The following is a 16,575-nucleotide window of genomic DNA, read 5'->3' as shown; positions in this document are numbered from 1 at the left end:
TTTAGGTTACTCTAAAATCTGATTTAACATTCTTTTGGTTATTACATACGTGGGTTTAACCCCAGTGGTCCCTAGTCCACCAGATGCTAATGTGCTTCCTGTTTCTAGTGGATTATCTGACGCGTAATACGCATATCTAACCTTTATTTTTGCGCTTACACTACCTCTAATTTTTGCCGCTGCCTGAATGGCTTTTTGGTAATGTGCTCCTTCCATCTCCAGACCTATGACATTCCATGTAGATTCGTGAAAAAACTTAAGCACATCTCTGTTTTGCAATGAAGTTCCTAAAACGGTAATCATTGAGCCAGTGCATACGTTTACATCATCTTCAGCAAAATGCGATTTCTTTAAACGATTCTTAAATGGATAATTGTCTGCAGTGCCTTCAAATACATGCGCCGAAGGAATCATTATATCTCCTTTACCTCCTTCAAGAATACCTGCTTTTCCCATAATAGAAACAGATACCACGTTTAAAAAGTGTTGCTGTTGCCTGTCGTCTGAATAGGGCTTTAGCAATTCATCCATGGTTTCGTAAGCTTGTTCCCCAAAAGCATAATCCATGACTACAATTACTGGTTTGTCTTCAATTTCCAATCCTTCGTTGTTACAAATTGCATCCGGACAGTGAGCTGTATCAAAGATTTGGACGTCTATGTTCGTTCCGCTACTATCCTGTAGCAAAGTCATTCCGTTACTTTTCGCCTTTTTTGCAACTTTCTCACGTAACTTCGAGTTTTTTGGGTCACTTAAGGCTTCAAATAGCCGGAGTCCTTGGTACTTCTTCGCTTCATTTGGCAACGCCGTTTCTGCAAAAAGTGTATTCATCACACTGTGCATGTTGGCACTAATTATGTGAATAGGTCTTTTTAACAGCTGTTGGTCGGCTAGTACTTTCTTAATTCGAGATGCCCATTTTTCGCCGTGAATATGATGCCCTAAACGTTCTCGAAGTACTGGGCTGAAAGTGATAATACGCTTTTCTTCCCCCGTGGCCTCTTCTATGGCCAATTTCCCAAGAAAATAAACAATATTAAAAAATCTATTGGGGTTCTCCTCACAACCAAATAACGGAAAAACACCACTTACCTCTTCAAACGTACGTCCTAAGAAGTTAGCTGTATGTGTTAGCGCAATTTCCTTTTCTTGTTGGGTTAACGCCTCTTTTTTCTGAACTGCCACTTCTAATTTCTTCCAATCTCTAATTACACCGCCTTGGTCATCAATCATCACTTGCTTCATGATTTTATGCGACTCTATGAATAGAAAAGTAAGGTGTGTAAGTATGTCATATATTTCTGAGCGACCTCTAGTCACCTCAATATTCATTTGTTCGTCATCAATGCGATAACAGTTACGCCGTCTTTTCGGGGGAATAATAGGGGTAAAATGTGAGTTGGCATAGCCTTCGTCGCTTGTTAAGTTTATAAAACGACACTCTTCAATACCTGTGGGTAATCTATCTATAACGTAAAGAAGTCCTTGCAGTTCTATTTTTTCTTCCGCAATCGAACCATAAATTTCTGGTCTTAGAATGAGTAATGCCTCTCGAAGCGTTTCTCCCGAAACACCCATAGGTTTGTAATATCCTCTGTTAAACAAATGACGCATCGTTATATATAGGCGCTCAATCGCGCCAGTACTTTCTTGTGCTCGTGTTCGGGTATGTGTGTTAATTAAAGCCATTAGGCAAAGATACGTTTATTAGTGAATTAGCTCTTTTTGTGTTTAGATGTGCATTTTAAAATTTATAGTACAGAAATGTCTATTGCGTAGTGCTACTTTAACAAGGCATCTGCTATCTTCCGATCGTTAGAAAGCCGTGGAACTTTGTTCTGACCTCCTAATTTTCCTAACGATTTCATGTACTGCTGAAAAGCGTCTTTGGGCAACGTCTTTATTTTAAGTGGTTGAAGCACCTTCCCTTTGATTAAATCATAGTAATAGCTATTCTGAGCTTGCATAGAACTATCAAGTTTTTTTTCTACCTCACTAATGTCATTCGGCGCGGTGTTAAACTCTACAATCCATTCATGGTAGGGTAGTTCGTTTCCTTCTGGACTCGTTTGGGGCGCTACTGTAAATTCTGAAATGCTAAAATTAAACTCAGTCATGGCTTCGTTCATTGCTTGCTCTACTTCCTTTCCTATAACATGTTCTCCAAAAGCTGAAATAAAGTGCTTTATACGGCCCGAAACAATAACACGATAAGGTTTTACCGAAGTAAACTGTACAGTATCCCCAACATTATATGCCCATAATCCTGCATTAGTTGAAACAATTAGCACATAGTTAATCCCAATTTGAACATCTGCTATAGTAAGACGTTTCGGATTTTCTTCAAAAAAGTGAGCGGCTTCTATAAATTCGTAAAACATTCCAGAATTAAGTTGCAAGAGCAATCCTTTTTCATGCTGACTATCTTGAAAAGCAAAAAACCCTTCAGATGCAGGAAAAAGTTCAATACTAGGCACTTTACGGCCGATAAGCGCTTCAAATTTAGCGCGATACGGCTCATAATTCACTCCGCCGTAAATAAACAGGTTGAAATTTTTAAATACCTCGCCTACAGGTTTATTAGCTACAGCCTTTATACGCTCAAAATACATTTGTACCCAAGAAGGTATACCACTTATCATGGTCATATTTTGATCTATTGTTTCATTAACGATGGCATCTACCTTTTCTTCCCAATCTTCTATGCAATTTGTTTCCCAACTTGGCAGCCTGTTGCTTTGTAGGTAGTTCGGTACATAATGTGCCACAATACCCGATAGTCTGCCAACTTGAATCCCATTTTTTTCTACCATTTCTGGACTACCTTGTAGAAAGATCATTTTTCCATCTACAAAGCTAGAGTCTCCTGTTTCATGAATATAGCACAACATAGCATTTCTAGCTGCCTGTGTATGTGTTGGCATAGAAGCTTCTGTTAAAGGAATATACTTTGCACCAGAAGTAGTTCCTGAAGTCTTTGCAAAATACAATGGTTTTCCAGGCCACAGCACATCGCTTTCTCCATCTACTACTCGGTTTACGTAGGGCCTTAATGCTTCGTAATCGCGAATAGGCACCCGATTTACAAAATCGGCATGCGTGGTAATATTCTTAAAATCATGGTCTTGGCCAAAGGAAGTTTCCGCAGCGGTTTTAATAAGTTGCAGAAAGACCTTCTGCTGTGTTTCAACAGGGCTATTCACCCATGACTTCATGCGGTTAACAGCCCATTTTGCGAATATTTTAGCAGCGATAGATTTTAACGACATAGGCTATTCAAAATCGATAAAATTGGTGGGGTCTATTGGGTGTCCGTCACTCCATAGCTCAAAGTGCAAATGTGGACCTGTGGTAAGTTCTCCCGTGTTTCCAACAATGGCTACAACCTCTCCCGCACTTACTAATTCTCCTTGCTCCTTGTTTAGCGCTGCATTGTGTTTATAGGCAGAGAGGATGTTATTTGGATGCTCAATAATCATTACATAGCCCGTGTCTGGCGTCCAGCCGGCAAAAATTACCGTACCGTCTGCTACGGCTTTTACGGGAGCATCTTTAACGGTTACAATGTCTACTGCGTAATGTTTTTCTTCTGCATCGTATTTCTGAGAAATCGTTCCTTTTACAGGGGCGAAAAGCACAACATTTAGCTCTTCTGTGTCGGTTAATGGATTGTATTTGTCTTCTCGAGCTACTTTTTCCCGAAGTAGTGAATCTTCTTTAGACGGAGATAAATCCACATCGCCTGCTTCGATCTTAGCTGCTTCGATAATGGAGTCTTTATTAAAGTCTACTGTTTTAACGTCGCCTGTAAGCACTTTTCTTATAGAGGCAAGGTATTGCTCATTAATTAGAAGTTCTTGCTGTAGCGAGTCTGTTTTAAAGGTTAAATAGGTTGCTTTTTGCTTTAAAGAAGTAGATGAGTACCCAGGAATATATTCTCTAAGCGGTGTAAAAGCAATAATTAGTGTTGTTACTGCAATGAGTAGGAAAGCAAAAATAGTGCTGAATACAAATACATTTAGCCTATTTAGTTTAAATGAAAAGCGCTCTTCAAAAGTATCTTCATTAAGTACCACTAGACGGTACTTATGAAGTAACTTTTTTCTAATTTTCTTGGTGCGTTTCTCTTTATTAGCCATAGCAGATACAAATATAAAATAAATGATATCGGTTTAGTAGGTATCTTTTCTTGAAAACGTTTTATATAGTAAAAACTTGTTACCTTTGCAGGATAAAATTAATTTTTATGGAAGCTTTATTTATTCCCTTAATGATGGGGGCTTGGCAAATAGTATTAATCGTTTTAGTTGTGTTACTACTATTTGGTGGTCGCAAGATACCTGAGCTCATGCGTGGTTTGGGAAGTGGTATAAAAGAATTTAAAGACGCTTCTAAAGACGAAGAAGCCGAAAAAATTGAAGATAAGAAATAGATTTTTTTTCCTTCTATTAAATAAAAAACCCACTGAGTGCAATACTTAGCGGGTTTTTTTAGTTTTTTTAAAATTCTAATTGATCTTAGCGCTTTTAATAATAGCTTCCAATTCAAATTGAAGATCCCTCTTTTTATCAGATGGAGCATACGTAAATCCTTCTATAATGAGCCAACGTTCATTCGCTTCATCCCGTACGGCGTAATTTACAAAGGGCCCCGCCATATAGGCATCGGTAATTTCCCAAGTTCCTTTTGTAATGTAGGTTGGTTTTCCGTCTAATTCTGAAGAAAACAAGAAAGGAGAATAAGCAGCTTCAGTAATAAACCTACTATCGTCTTCAACAGGAAGCAAGTCGGCTCCTATTGTATTTCGCATCGTAATAATATCTGCTATTGTACTGTCTTTACCTATAGTCGCGAGCGGCACTTCATAAATGAAGATATTGGTCGTGCCCGCTTCCAATGCTTTACGCAGCCAATAATAATCTTTACTTCCATGTGCTTTTCTGTAGGCCGTTGGCACTTTTAATGACACTCCAAAATCTTGTTGCAGAGTGTCTAATTTTTTGAGGGAAAGTTTAATACGCTTTTGCTTTTCTTTTATTTCAGACTCATAGAAAACTGCTTTAATTCTTTCTTTATTCTCATTAATAAGCTCCACAAGCTCTGCTTCTGTTGGTGCAGTGATAAAGGCACCCACTTGCGGTTTAGCAAAACTATTCGATTTAATGCTTACGTTGCTAGAATCGCTTAAAGTAACATGTAAAAACAAACGATAACGCTGCGCAAAATCTGTAAAACTAGCCGGTTTCATCTGAACCATAGAGTATATGGGTTCATCCTGTGGAAGTCCATCTGCTGGAGCTGCAAAGTGCTGGCGAATCACTTCCCCAACATCGCCGTTCCATAATGCTTCTGGCGCTACAATCTGAAGCGAATTAATATTTCCAACAGAATCTGGTCTATACGTACTAATGGTGCTTGCTCCATCGCCACAGGAAGTGGCAATAAAAAAAAGGCCTAATAAGGCTGCAAAAATTGGTTTCATACTATTGTGTTCAAAGAAATGGCTACCCTTTCTGAATTTTTAGCTTCATTCCTGGTTTTAGTTTGTTACCACTAATATCGTTCCATTTTTTGATATTATCTACAGAGACTCCCGGAAATTTCTGAGATATACTCCATAACGAATCTCCATTGCGCACTGTATATACCTTTGCGCCAGATGCCGAAGTAGTTGTAGTAGCTACCTTTTTTGATGTCGTACGGCTTCCTTTTCTAGGATAGATGGTGAGGCGCTGCCCAATTCGTAGATTATTGCTTCTTAGTCCGTTCCATTTTTTAATCTTTGAAACTGAGACTCCATATCTTTCGGCTATTTTCCCTAAATAATCACCACTACGTACACGATATCTTATCTTGTCGCTTTGCTCAAATAACTGTGGTAAGGGCTTTTCTCTCTTGTTGAGTTCTTTTTCAGCATAGGCATAAATAGCATTCTCATTACTCACAAACTTCCCAACGGCATCTATAGGTAGTCTTAATACATAATTTTCATCCTTAACCACTGGAATTACGTCAAGTTTGTACGACGGATTCAGAAAGCGAACTTCGTCTATGCCCAAATTGGTTACTTCAGCAACTTGCTGCAAGGTGATCATTTTCTTAACCTTTATAGTATCTGTGGCAATAAATGGAAATTCTGGTCCTTCACTTTTAAAACCGTGTTCTTCAGCATATTCAAAAATATACATCGTTGCTAAAAATGCAGGAAGATATCCTGCAGTTTCACGTGGCAAGTGTTGTCTAATATTCCAATAATTAGTGTAACCGCCAGAGCGCCTAAGTGCCTTAGCAACGTTTCCTGGGCCAGAATTGTACGCCGCCAACGCCAAATCCCAATCCCCTAAACTTTTTTCAAGACTTTTCAAGTATTTACATGCCGCTTCTGTAGCTAAAGTAGGATCATTACGTTCATCTACGTAGCTACTTACATCCAGACCAAACATTTTACCTGTACTAAACATAAATTGCCACAAACCTTGAGCACCTACACGCGAAGTAGCCCTAGGATCGAGAGCAGATTCTACAATAGCAAGATATTTCATCTCTAATGGCAAACCATGTTTGTCTAGCTGCTCTTCAAACAACGGAAAGTAATAGTCGCTCAGCGCCATTAACTTAGCCATGGTACGACGTCTATTTTTTAAGTAGCCGTGTATCACACTTTCTAGAGACGGATTGTACTCTACATTAAAAGGTGTTCTGGCGTTCAGCTCTTCTAAACGCTGCTTTAACAGTGCGGTAGGTAGTTCTTCGTATGGTGCTAATTCATAATCTTGTTGCATCACACTTCCGTACATTTCTTCAAAACGACCCGTACTAAAAAGTTCGTTTAGCCATAAACTATCTATGGTTCGGGCACGCTGCATATCTTCCAAGGTAAAAACCATGGTGTCTTTTATTTGCGTGGCAACCACTTTTGTTGGAAATTCGGCAGTCACAGAAGAAACTGCGATAGAATCTACAACTTGCAAGGTTTTCTTTTGAATGGAGTCAATAGCCACATCTTCTTGCGCAAGAATCAAAAGAGGTGTAAGTAGTAAAAGTAAGCTCAGGTTAAAAATCTTCATATAATGGGGAACGGCGTGGTTTAAAAAAAATTATGGATAAAAATACAGAAACGCCAGGAATGCGCAAATTTTTAACAGATTGTAACAACAACTTTGCTATTCTAAAATTGCCTTAATGCCTGGAAGTGTCTTTCCTTCTAGCATTTCTAACATAGCTCCACCACCTGTAGAAACATAGCTCACCTTATTAGTAAAGTTAAACTGTTTTACTGCAGCAACAGAATCTCCGCCGCCTACCAATGAAAATGTACCGTTAGCAGTTGCTGTTGCAATAGCATTCCCTAAGGCTATGGTGCCTTGAGCAAATTTTTCCATTTCAAAAACACCAACTGGTCCATTCCAAAGAATAGTGTTCGATTTTCTGATGATTTCTGCAAACTGCTCATTAGTGCGAGGCCCTGTATCTAAACCAAGCCATCCTTCTGGTATATCATCTGCAGGTTCTGATGTGGTATTGGCATATTCAGAAAAACTATCGCCCGCGATTACATCGATTGGCAAATGCACTTGCACATTTTTATCCTTTGCTTTGGCCAAAATGTCTAAGGCTAAATCTTGTTTATCATCTTCTACTAAGGACCCACCAATATTTCCTCCTTTTGCCTTAATAAAGGTAAAAGCCATCCCGCCACCAATTATCAAGTGATCTATAGTGTCTAAAATATTCTCTATTACTGTTATTTTAGATGAAACTTTAGCGCCTCCTATAATTGCAGTAATTGGAGGTTTTCCGTTGGTTAAAACTTTTTGAACATTTTCAATTTCCGAAGCCAGCAATAGCCCAAAACACTTTCTATCTTCAAAAAAATTTGCAACAATTGTAGTAGAAGCATGTGCTCTATGGGCGGTCCCAAAGGCATCATTTACATAATAATCGCCAAGTTTTGATAGTTTTTCGGCGAAATCACGGTCTCCTTTGGTTTCTTCTTCATAATACCGAACGTTTTCAAGCAACAAAATTTCTCCTGGATGAAGATTTGCGACTGCCTCTTCAGCAACTGGGCCAATACAATCATTCACAAATTTAACCGTAACGCCAAAGATTTCTGTGGCTGTATTTACAATATGACGCAAAGAAAATTTATCTTCTCGCTGTTTTGGACGTCCTAAATGTGAAAGTAAGACGCAGCTTCCGCCTCCCTCCAGAACATTGACAATAGTGGGTTTTGCCGCCTCAATTCTCGTGGCGTCTGTTACCTCTAAATCATCATTTAAGGGCACATTAAAATCTACGCGAATTAGCGCTTTCTTATTTTTAAAATCTACGTCATTTACTGTTTTCATAGCACTGTTTTAGTGCGGTAAAGATACCATTTTTAGGTTGAAAAGGAGCGATTGTAAATACAGGTTAATTGTGTAGTTTTGCGTATGGATTTCTCAGAAATCGTTGGTCAAAAACATATTAAATCTCACCTCGCCACCACGGTGAAAAACGGCCGTATTCCCCATGCGCAGCTATTTGTTGGGCAAACAGGATCTGGCGTTTTATCTATGGCGTTAGCGTACGCTAGTGAAATCCTAACGCTTCAGTATGACCTGCAAAGTGCTGAAAAACAACGTGGTATAGAAAATGTTAGACAATTAATGCATCCCGACTTGCATTTTGTTTTTCCTGTGAACACGAATGATACCGTAAAAAAACATCCGGTTTCCTCGCTTTTTTTAGATGAATGGAGACAGTTTGTGAACGAGAACCCATACGGCTCATTGTTTCAATGGCTGCAACAACTTGGTATAGAGAATAAACAAGGCAACATAAACGTAGATGAAGCCGCAGATCTGCTTAAATCACTTTCGTTAAAATCGTATGAGGGTGGTTACAAAGTGGTAATTCTTTGGATGGCAGATCGTATGAATATCGCTTGTTCTAACAAAATTTTAAAGTTAGTTGAAGAACCTCCAAGTAAGACTGTGTTATTGTTGCTTACCGAAAAAGAAGAACAAGTATTGGGTACCATCCGGTCTAGATGCCAGACATTGCATTTTCCTAGAATTTCAGAAGCAGCAATTGCAAGCAAACTTGTAGAAGATACTAAAGTGAATGCGGCGACTGCACATAGCGTTGCGCAAAGAGCTACGGGTGATTATAGAAAAGCACTGGGGCTTCTCGAAGATAACAGTGACGAATCTGGATTCGAGAAGTGGTTTGTTTCATGGGTAAGAGCAGCTTTTAAGGCTAAGGGGAATAAAAAGGCAATACATGAATTACTTTCATGGAGTGAAGCCTTGGCCAAAGAAGGAAGAGAAACCCAAAAGAAATTTCTTCACTACTGTATTGATGTTTTTAGACAAGCGCTGCTGAAAAATTATAAATCAGATTCTTTGCTCTTTTTTGAAAGCACCACAGGAGATTTTGCTATCGAGAAATTTGCACCTTTTGTTCATCAAAATAATATTTTTGAAATTACCGAAGCATTAGAAAATGCCATGTACCACATTGAACGAAACGGAAATGCTAAACTAATTTTCACAGATATGAGCATACAACTTACACGCCTTATCCATCGCAAATCATAACTATCAGTTATTTTTATACTTTTCTTTGTAAAAAATAATTATTCTCTATTAAAACACGTCTAATTCTATGCGCGCTACAAGGACTATCTGGCAAATAGATATATTAGTGCCCAAAAATGGTTGTGCAGGCTTAAAACGGCTCTAATTGCCCTGTTTCGTCTTTTTGAAGCAATAAATAAGTGAGGAGTACTCTTTAGACTGCCATGCCCTTATATTAGACAGCAAACCTATCCAAAACGCCTTTAGGGAAAATGATTTTCCTGTTTTATATTTTTCTGAAAGTAAACTCACATAAAACGAATCGAATACCATGGGTTTAATTTTTTGAAGTGCAAACGTTGATTCCAAAAGTTTTGGTAGTGAATTTCTAGAAAAATGTAATAGATGTCTAGGCACATCGTATGCCGCCCAATATTCTTTATAATGGCGTGCATCGTAACTTTTAAAATTTGGAACAGCGATGATAAGTATTCCAGAATTAGTTAACATAGATTCTAAGGTGGCAAGTGTTTCTTTATAATTTGGAATATGTTCCAACACATGCCAAAGTGTAATTACATCAAACTTTTTGTTTTGAACTTTTTCTAAAGACGATACTAGATTAATTCCTTTTTCGGCAGCCTTATCCCTAGCTCCAGAATTTACTTCAACTCCAGAAACAGACCATCCCCTGTTTTTTGCAACAGCTAAAAAATCGCCCGTTCCTGCGCCTACATCTAAAACTGAGCTTTTGGTAGCGCTAAGTGTATTTATTAATGATACTTTTCTTTTTAAGGCGTGCTTTTTTACCAACTGATACAGAAAAGAAAGGACACCCTTTTTCTCATCAGTGTGTGAAATATAGTCATCACTTTCGTAATACAATGGTAAACGATCTTCTGGGGGTTGTGGCTGCGTAACGAGCATGTCGTACACAGAGTCATGTACAAGATTAAACTGCTCTCCAGAAACCAGAAAATCTTTGGTTGTAATGTAATTTGACTTTTGCAATTGGGCTGTCGATTCTAGGTTATTTATAAAAATTCTATCTGCGTTCCACGTGAAACAATGACCTAACGCCCCATATACACTAACATAACAGAAATGTCGTTTGGAGAAACACCGCTAATTCTACTCGCTTGAGAAACTGTGGCCGGTTGCACTGCCTTTAGCTTTTCTCTTGCCTCGTATGATAACGACTTCAATTTTGTGTAGTCGAAATTTTTAGGAATTCTAATTCCCTCAAGCCGGTTAAGCTTGTCTGCATTGTTTTTCTCCTTTTCAATATAACCAGCATATTTTACCTGAATTTCTGCTTGCTGCAACTCTTCAAAATTTAGCTTGTTTTCTTGTATGTATTCTGAAACAGCTTCCACTTTTTGCATATCGTTCATTGTGATTTCTGGCCTCGAAAACACTTTAAACATTTTATCACTTTGATGTACAGTAGCCGAATCTTTTGATTCTAAAATTGGATTAATTTCGGTGTGCGATACACTAGTTTCTTTTATAAACTTGACAAAAGCAGCTGAGTTTTTCTCCTTAGTTTCCATTTTTCTAAGACGCTCTTCTGAAGCCAAACCAATTTCAAACCCCTTTGGAGTTAAACGAAAATCTGCGTTATCTTGGCGTAATAATGTTCTATATTCTGCTCTTGAAGTAAACATTCGGTATGGTTCTTCAGTTCCTTTCGTAATTAGATCATCTATTAAAACACCAATATAAGCTTCATTGCGTTTTAGGGTAAACGCATCTTTTTCCATCACTTTTAGATGTGCATTAATTCCTGCCATAAGCCCCTGAGAAGCGGCTTCTTCATAACCAGTTGTTCCATTAATTTGTCCTGCAAAATACAATCCCTCAACTAGCTTTGTCTCTAACGTATGCTGAAGCTGAGTGGGTGGGAAATAATCATATTCTATGGCATAACCTGGCCTAAAGAATTTCACATTCTCAAAACCTGCACATTCTTTTAAAGCACGAAACTGAACATCTTCTGGTAAAGAAGTTGAAAATCCGTTAATATAATATTCTACCGTGTTCCATCCTTCAGGCTCAACAAATAATTGATGTCTGTCTTTGTCTGCAAAACGATTAATCTTATCTTCAATAGATGGACAATATCTTGGCCCAATACTTTTAATAGATCCATTAAACATAGGAGATCTGTCAAAACCTTCTTTCAACAATTCATGCACCCGTTCACTAGTATAAGACATATGACAATCTCTTTGGTTCACCAAAGGTTTGGTACTATCTAAATATGAAAATTTCTGAGGGTCTATATCACCAGGTTGTACAATCATTTTGGAGAAATCTAGGGATCTTCCATCAACTCTTGGTGGCGTGCCCGTTTTCATTCTACCAGATTCAAAACCTAAATCTAAAAGATCTTTTGTTATTCCTGTTGCTGCTCGTTCACCAGCACGTCCTCCTCCAAATTGTTTTTCACCAATATGAATTAGTCCATTTAGAAAAGTTCCGTTAGTTAAAATCACGCTTTTCCCTTTAACCTCTAAACCAAGGGAAGTGCGCACACCAACAACCTTTCCATTTTCAGTACTAATGCCAGAAACCATTTCTTGATAGAAATCTAAATTCTTAGTATTCTCCAACATCATTCTCCATTCTTCAGCAAAACGCATTCTGTCACTTTGCACTCGCGGACTCCACATAGCAGGTCCCTTAGACTTATTAAGCATCTTAAACTGTATCGCCGAATTGTCTGAAACAATTCCACTATATCCTCCAAGCGCATCAATTTCACGCACAATCTGTCCTTTAGCAATTCCGCCCATAGCCGGGTTACACGACATCTGCGCAATATTTTGCAAATTCATTGTAATAAGAAGTGTTTTAGACCCCATATTAGCCGCAGCCGCAGCCGCTTCAGAGCCAGCATGACCTCCTCCTACAACAATAACATCATATTCTTTTTCAAACATATCTTATATTTGTTCCACGTGAAACATTGTTCTCTAGATTTAAGCGCGCAAAGATACGTAAATATCTTACAATCAGCTATTTAAACATATAATTCTTTGAATATCAAGACTCTAGGTAAAATCGCGGGAAGTGAGCGCTTCATCTTCTGCACTTCGCATGGCTTTTTCTTCTTCAGGAGACTTGTCTTTAAGTCCGACAAGGTGTAATATTCCGTGTATGATAACTCTATGGAGTTCGTCCTTAAATTGATTGTTAAATGATGCGGCATTTTCAGCAACACGTTCAGTCGAAATATAAATTTCGGCATGCGCTTGTTTCCCTAACGAATTATCGAAAGTAATAATATCGGTAAATGTATCGTGATCTAAAAACTGTACATTCAGTTTATGGAGATACGCATCATCACAAAAGACATACACAATATCCCCTTCCTCATAATTGTATTGTCTTATAGTTGAAGAAATCCATTTAGCTACAGCTTCTTGATTTTCTAATTGGAAGTCATTCTCAGAATAAAATTCAATCATTCTTTTCTTTAAAATAGTCTTGCACCTTTTCTTTGTATTGTGGTTTTAAAGGTAGTGCTTCACGATTTAAAATTTCAGTTGTATTAAAAAATTTCTTTACCTCTTCTGGAGACAAACGAAGTGTATTGGTATAATTGGTCCTGTTACTCGTAGACTCTCTTCGACTTTCTTGGCCCTGTTCAAAATCTGCCTTATCTAACTTTAGCAACTCATACTGCAAGTTTAACATCTTTTCAAGCGTTCTGTCGTTAAAACCTTTATCTAATAGCTGTTGTTCTACCTGCTCCATCTGCTTCAAAAGATTTCCTCCTCTACCGTTTAGTCCTTCTTTACTTAACTTATCCTGTAATTGTTGTCTTAGTTGCTGCTGCTGTTTATAAATTTCATACAGCTGTCCGTTTAAGTCCTCATTATACCCCTCGCCGTCACCTTCTTGATTATTTCCATTTCCAGACCCGTTACCATCGCCACCGCCTTCACCTTCACCCTTTCCTTCGCCTTTACCTTTTCCTTTACCGTCTCCCGGCTGACCAGAACGTTCGTTTTCTCCCTTAGAGCCATTAGACTCTCCAGCTTCTCCGTCGCCACTGTCTCCTTTGCCGCTTTCGCCAGATTCACCACCGCCTTGTCCTTTCTTCTTTTTGCCAATGCCGTCCTTCATTTGCTCACCAAGACTCTTCTGTTGCTCTATGATGTCTGGCAATTGAAACCCTTTTCCTTGACCCTGGCCCTGGCCCTTTCCTTTTCCTTGTCCAGAACCTTGACCTTGACCCATAGACTGCATTTGTTGTTGCATAGAATTTAACACATTACTCAGCATAATAGCTAACTCGTTGGCACCAGTAACCGTGTACTGCTGACTGCTAACCCCCTGACGCATTTGGTTCTCTGCCAAACGTTCTAGAGACTTATCCATATTGTAATTAATCTCTGTTAGGGTTTCGTTTATAGCCCCGCTTATCATTGGGTTACGAAGCGACAATGCAAAAATACTATCGTCTACGTGTTGAAAATTTAACTTCAAATCGTTTTGAAGATTAAGCTTCTTTCCAAAAATAGGATTGCCATAATCTATCGTTTTAAAGTCTTCCATCACTGCTTCTTGCTCGAAAGAAAAGACCACCAAATTATCTAATATTTGACGTAGCATATCAGCATCTTCTTCGATACTCTCACCTTGCATTGCTTGCATAGAAGCTTGCATCTGAGAGCCCATTTGCTTCATTTTTTCACCTGCCTTTTTCTGACTCTTTTTAGCATTCTGCTTGTCCTGCTTGTTTAGACTTTCGCTTGCCTTTTGTTGTTCTTCCTGAACCTCTTGCTCTGCAGACTTATCTTGAGGGATATCCATAGGCTCTTTTAGTCCTTCATTCTCTTTTTGGAGCTCCTCCATTTCCTTTTTATACTCGTCGAACTTCTTGTTAAGCTCTTCTTGTTTTTCTTCGGTATTTTCATCGTCAGGCGCCTCAGAAAGTTTTTCTTGCTCCTCTCCAAGTTTAAATATCTCTTCTGCTAACTTTTCAGCCTTTTTAGTTACATAATACCTTTTGGTAAGCTCTAACAACTGCTCAAGATTCTTTTCCTGATTCTTGTTTTGTTTTGCCAACTTCTCCAATTTTTCAGTAAGCTCTTCTTTTTCAATTTTTTCTTGCAGCTTTTCAAGTTCTTCTAGTAATTTCTCATTCTCTTCTAAACGCTCTTCATTTTCGTCTAAACGCTTTTCTAGCTCTTCTTTAAACTTATCTTTCTCTTCATTTTCTGGCTGAAAGTTTTCCAAATTCTCCTTAAGTTCTTCGGAAAATTTCTTCATCATGTCTTCTTGCTGCTTCTGACGTTTGATAAAGTTCTCTAACTTTTTCTTATCGTTAAAATTGAGGTCTTTCTTCTCCTTCTGAAGCTTCGATAATTCTTCTAAGGTCTTTTCCTGGTCTTTTAAATCTTTTAAGGTTTTATCCATGCCCTTAATAGATTTGTCCTGATTCTCTAACTGCTCCTTTTCTTCTTCGTCTTTGGTAAGCTTTCTAAATGAATACACCCCAGACTTACTAGACTTATACTTGTGTATAGCGTCATTATCAAATATTTCAAAATAATACTCGTATGCTGCACCATCTTCCAGCTGAAGTTCTCCGGGAAATGTATAAACAAACTGATCTACAGTGGTCTTATTAACAGGGAGTACTTCTGTTTGTTTCTTGCTCTCATCGCCTATTGGGAAGTACACAAGGCGAAGCTTGCTTAGACCGTAATCGTCGCTTACACGGCCTAAAAAATAGGTTAATTGGCTATTTGTACTGTCTTGCTTAGATTCTACCTCAATCTCAGGGTAGGCGTCTCTAATAACACCTAAAGTAAACGATAGGTTTTCGTAATCGCGTAAATTTTCATTGGAGGTAGTAATGGCATAATCAAGTTTACTGTAAACCCCTTTGTTGTAGCTAAACGCCTGTTGTTCTTTACTGAAATAATAGCTTGTGTCTTTTGTCTTCAAGGATACTTCACTAGTATTTTTAGTATTCACTTTCCAAGTCACACGAGTACCCTCAGGTATAGTGGCATTACCGGTGCTTTTTAAGATTTCATCTTTTTTTCCCGTATATCCAGGGTAATCTAAAACCATTTCAAAGGCGAGCAAAGATGGTGTTTTAAGCACGTCTAAAGTATATTCTTTACTCGTAACCTTATTAGCGAGCAACTGAAAATCTGTAGAAACCGATGGTTGCTCAAAAGTGTGTTCAAAAACTCCAGGTGCCGTTTGTTTTAGGTAATACGATTCATTGTTATAGGTAATGCTTGCATTCTCTGGTATGGCTTCACCTTCTGTTCTAACTTGAAGCGTAAAGGGCTTGTTCTCTACGGCGGTTAGATTATCATTTACCACATAAAACGAGAATGGTGCAGGTGGCTCATACGCAGTGTCATAGTTAACCACACGCTCATAGCTACTGCTAAAAATATCTTTATCTCCAAATAGAGTAAAGAGAACAAAAATTACTACTGGAATTGCAGCATATTTAAGGTACTTAGAATTCTTACTAAAGTTAACAGCACTTTTAAAAGGTACCGGTTGTAATTCTCCTGCTTTCTGATCTATACTTGCCGCTAACAATTCGCTCTCCCGATAGTTCTGATTTAACTGTATTACATTAAGCAACTTATCGTTAACCTGCGGAAAATGGCTCCCAATGATCTTAGCGGCCTCTTCTTGCGAAATACCTTGCTGTAATTTGAATAATTTGGCAAGCGGAAACGCTATAAATCTTGCGAACAAACCAAGTTCAACAACAACAAACGTCCAAAACAAAATTGTTCTTCCAGTTGGGCTTAACCACAAGAAGTATTCAACCAGCAGGGTAATGAGTAGATAAAGCACCCCAATAGCAAAGAAGAGAATCGCACCTTTGATTAACTCATTAGTGTAGTATTTTTTTATAAATTGTTCCAGCTTTTGCTGAATGATGCTAAATGTGCTCATGAATTCAGGGGGTAACTTCTCTTTAACTTCTAAAAGTACAACTTTATTTCATTTACCTATGCAT

General features: G+C 38.3%; 12 protein-coding genes. 2 read left to right on the top strand and 10 right to left on the bottom strand.

Translation table 11 applies throughout. The annotated features are described in order from the left end of the window. Positions 1-6: 6 nt before the first annotated feature. From G5B37_RS10140 to G5B37_RS10130, 3 genes are all read right to left on the bottom strand, one after another. Positions 7-1,689 carry a DUF6909 family protein gene (locus G5B37_RS10140; protein WP_164679921.1) on the bottom strand — a complete coding sequence of 561 codons (1,683 nt, stop codon included), beginning with the start codon at positions 1,687-1,689 and terminating at the stop codon, positions 7-9. Positions 1,690-1,781: 92 nt separating this feature from the next. After that, the gene (locus G5B37_RS10135; protein WP_164679920.1) at positions 1,782-3,269 is read right to left on the bottom strand and encodes a GH3 auxin-responsive promoter family protein; all 1,488 of its coding nucleotides are present in this window, start codon (positions 3,267-3,269) and stop codon (positions 1,782-1,784) included. Between the two features lie 3 nt (positions 3,270-3,272). Then, positions 3,273-4,139 (bottom strand): M23 family metallopeptidase, encoded by an 867-nt coding sequence (locus tag G5B37_RS10130; protein ID WP_164679919.1) that lies wholly within the window; start codon positions 4,137-4,139, stop codon positions 3,273-3,275. Positions 4,140-4,246: 107 nt separating this feature from the next. Here G5B37_RS10130 and tatA point away from each other — a divergent pair, with 107 nt between their 5' ends. Continuing rightward, positions 4,247-4,432: a twin-arginine translocase TatA/TatE family subunit gene (gene tatA, locus G5B37_RS10125; protein ID WP_164679918.1), complete on the top strand. Its 186-nt coding sequence runs from the start codon at positions 4,247-4,249 to the stop codon at positions 4,430-4,432. 75 nt (positions 4,433-4,507) lie between these two features. Here tatA and G5B37_RS10120 read toward each other — a convergent pair whose 3' ends face one another. The 3 genes from G5B37_RS10120 to G5B37_RS10110 all read right to left on the bottom strand — a co-directional run bounded on the left by G5B37_RS10120 (position 4,508) and on the right by G5B37_RS10110 (position 8,351). After that, positions 4,508-5,482 carry a DUF4837 family protein gene (locus G5B37_RS10120; protein WP_164679917.1) on the bottom strand — a complete coding sequence of 325 codons (975 nt, stop codon included), beginning with the start codon at positions 5,480-5,482 and terminating at the stop codon, positions 4,508-4,510. A gap of 22 nt (positions 5,483-5,504) precedes the next feature. Next, positions 5,505-7,067, bottom strand: a complete 1,563-nt coding sequence (locus G5B37_RS10115) for a LysM peptidoglycan-binding domain-containing protein (protein WP_164679916.1) — start codon at positions 7,065-7,067, stop codon at positions 5,505-5,507. Between the two features lie 96 nt (positions 7,068-7,163). Further along, the gene (locus G5B37_RS10110) at positions 7,164-8,351 is read right to left on the bottom strand and encodes a phosphoglycerate kinase (protein ID WP_164679915.1); all 1,188 of its coding nucleotides are present in this window, start codon (positions 8,349-8,351) and stop codon (positions 7,164-7,166) included. A gap of 84 nt (positions 8,352-8,435) precedes the next feature. Here G5B37_RS10110 and G5B37_RS10105 point away from each other — a divergent pair, with 84 nt between their 5' ends. Continuing rightward, positions 8,436-9,584 (top strand): DNA polymerase III subunit, encoded by a 1,149-nt coding sequence (locus tag G5B37_RS10105; RefSeq protein ID WP_164679914.1) that lies wholly within the window; start codon positions 8,436-8,438, stop codon positions 9,582-9,584. 141 nt (positions 9,585-9,725) lie between these two features. On the opposite strand, the gene G5B37_RS10100 is transcribed toward G5B37_RS10105, so the two are convergent. The 4 genes from G5B37_RS10100 to G5B37_RS10085 all read right to left on the bottom strand — a co-directional run bounded on the left by G5B37_RS10100 (position 9,726) and on the right by G5B37_RS10085 (position 16,511). Then, the gene (locus G5B37_RS10100; protein ID WP_263649781.1) at positions 9,726-10,574 is read right to left on the bottom strand and encodes a class I SAM-dependent methyltransferase; all 849 of its coding nucleotides are present in this window, start codon (positions 10,572-10,574) and stop codon (positions 9,726-9,728) included. A 62-nt stretch (positions 10,575-10,636) separates the two neighbouring features. Continuing rightward, the gene (mnmG, locus tag G5B37_RS10095) at positions 10,637-12,508 is read right to left on the bottom strand and encodes a tRNA uridine-5-carboxymethylaminomethyl(34) synthesis enzyme MnmG (RefSeq protein ID WP_164679913.1); all 1,872 of its coding nucleotides are present in this window, start codon (positions 12,506-12,508) and stop codon (positions 10,637-10,639) included. A 111-nt stretch (positions 12,509-12,619) separates the two neighbouring features. Then, on the bottom strand, positions 12,620-13,036 hold the full coding sequence (gene ybeY / locus G5B37_RS10090) for an rRNA maturation RNase YbeY (RefSeq protein WP_164679912.1): 417 nt from the start codon (positions 13,034-13,036) through the stop codon (positions 12,620-12,622). Next, positions 13,029-16,511 carry a DUF4175 family protein gene (locus tag G5B37_RS10085; protein WP_164679911.1) on the bottom strand — a complete coding sequence of 1,161 codons (3,483 nt, stop codon included), beginning with the start codon at positions 16,509-16,511 and terminating at the stop codon, positions 13,029-13,031. The genes ybeY and G5B37_RS10085 overlap by 8 nt, the downstream gene beginning before the upstream one ends. Between the last annotated feature and the right edge of the window lie 64 nt (positions 16,512-16,575).

Source organism: Rasiella rasia (genome assembly GCF_011044175.1).
Taxonomy (GTDB): Bacteria; Bacteroidota; Bacteroidia; order Flavobacteriales; family Flavobacteriaceae; genus Marinirhabdus; species Marinirhabdus rasia.
Note: the sequence above shows the minus strand (reverse complement) of the source record. Positions and strands in the feature narration are given on the sequence as shown.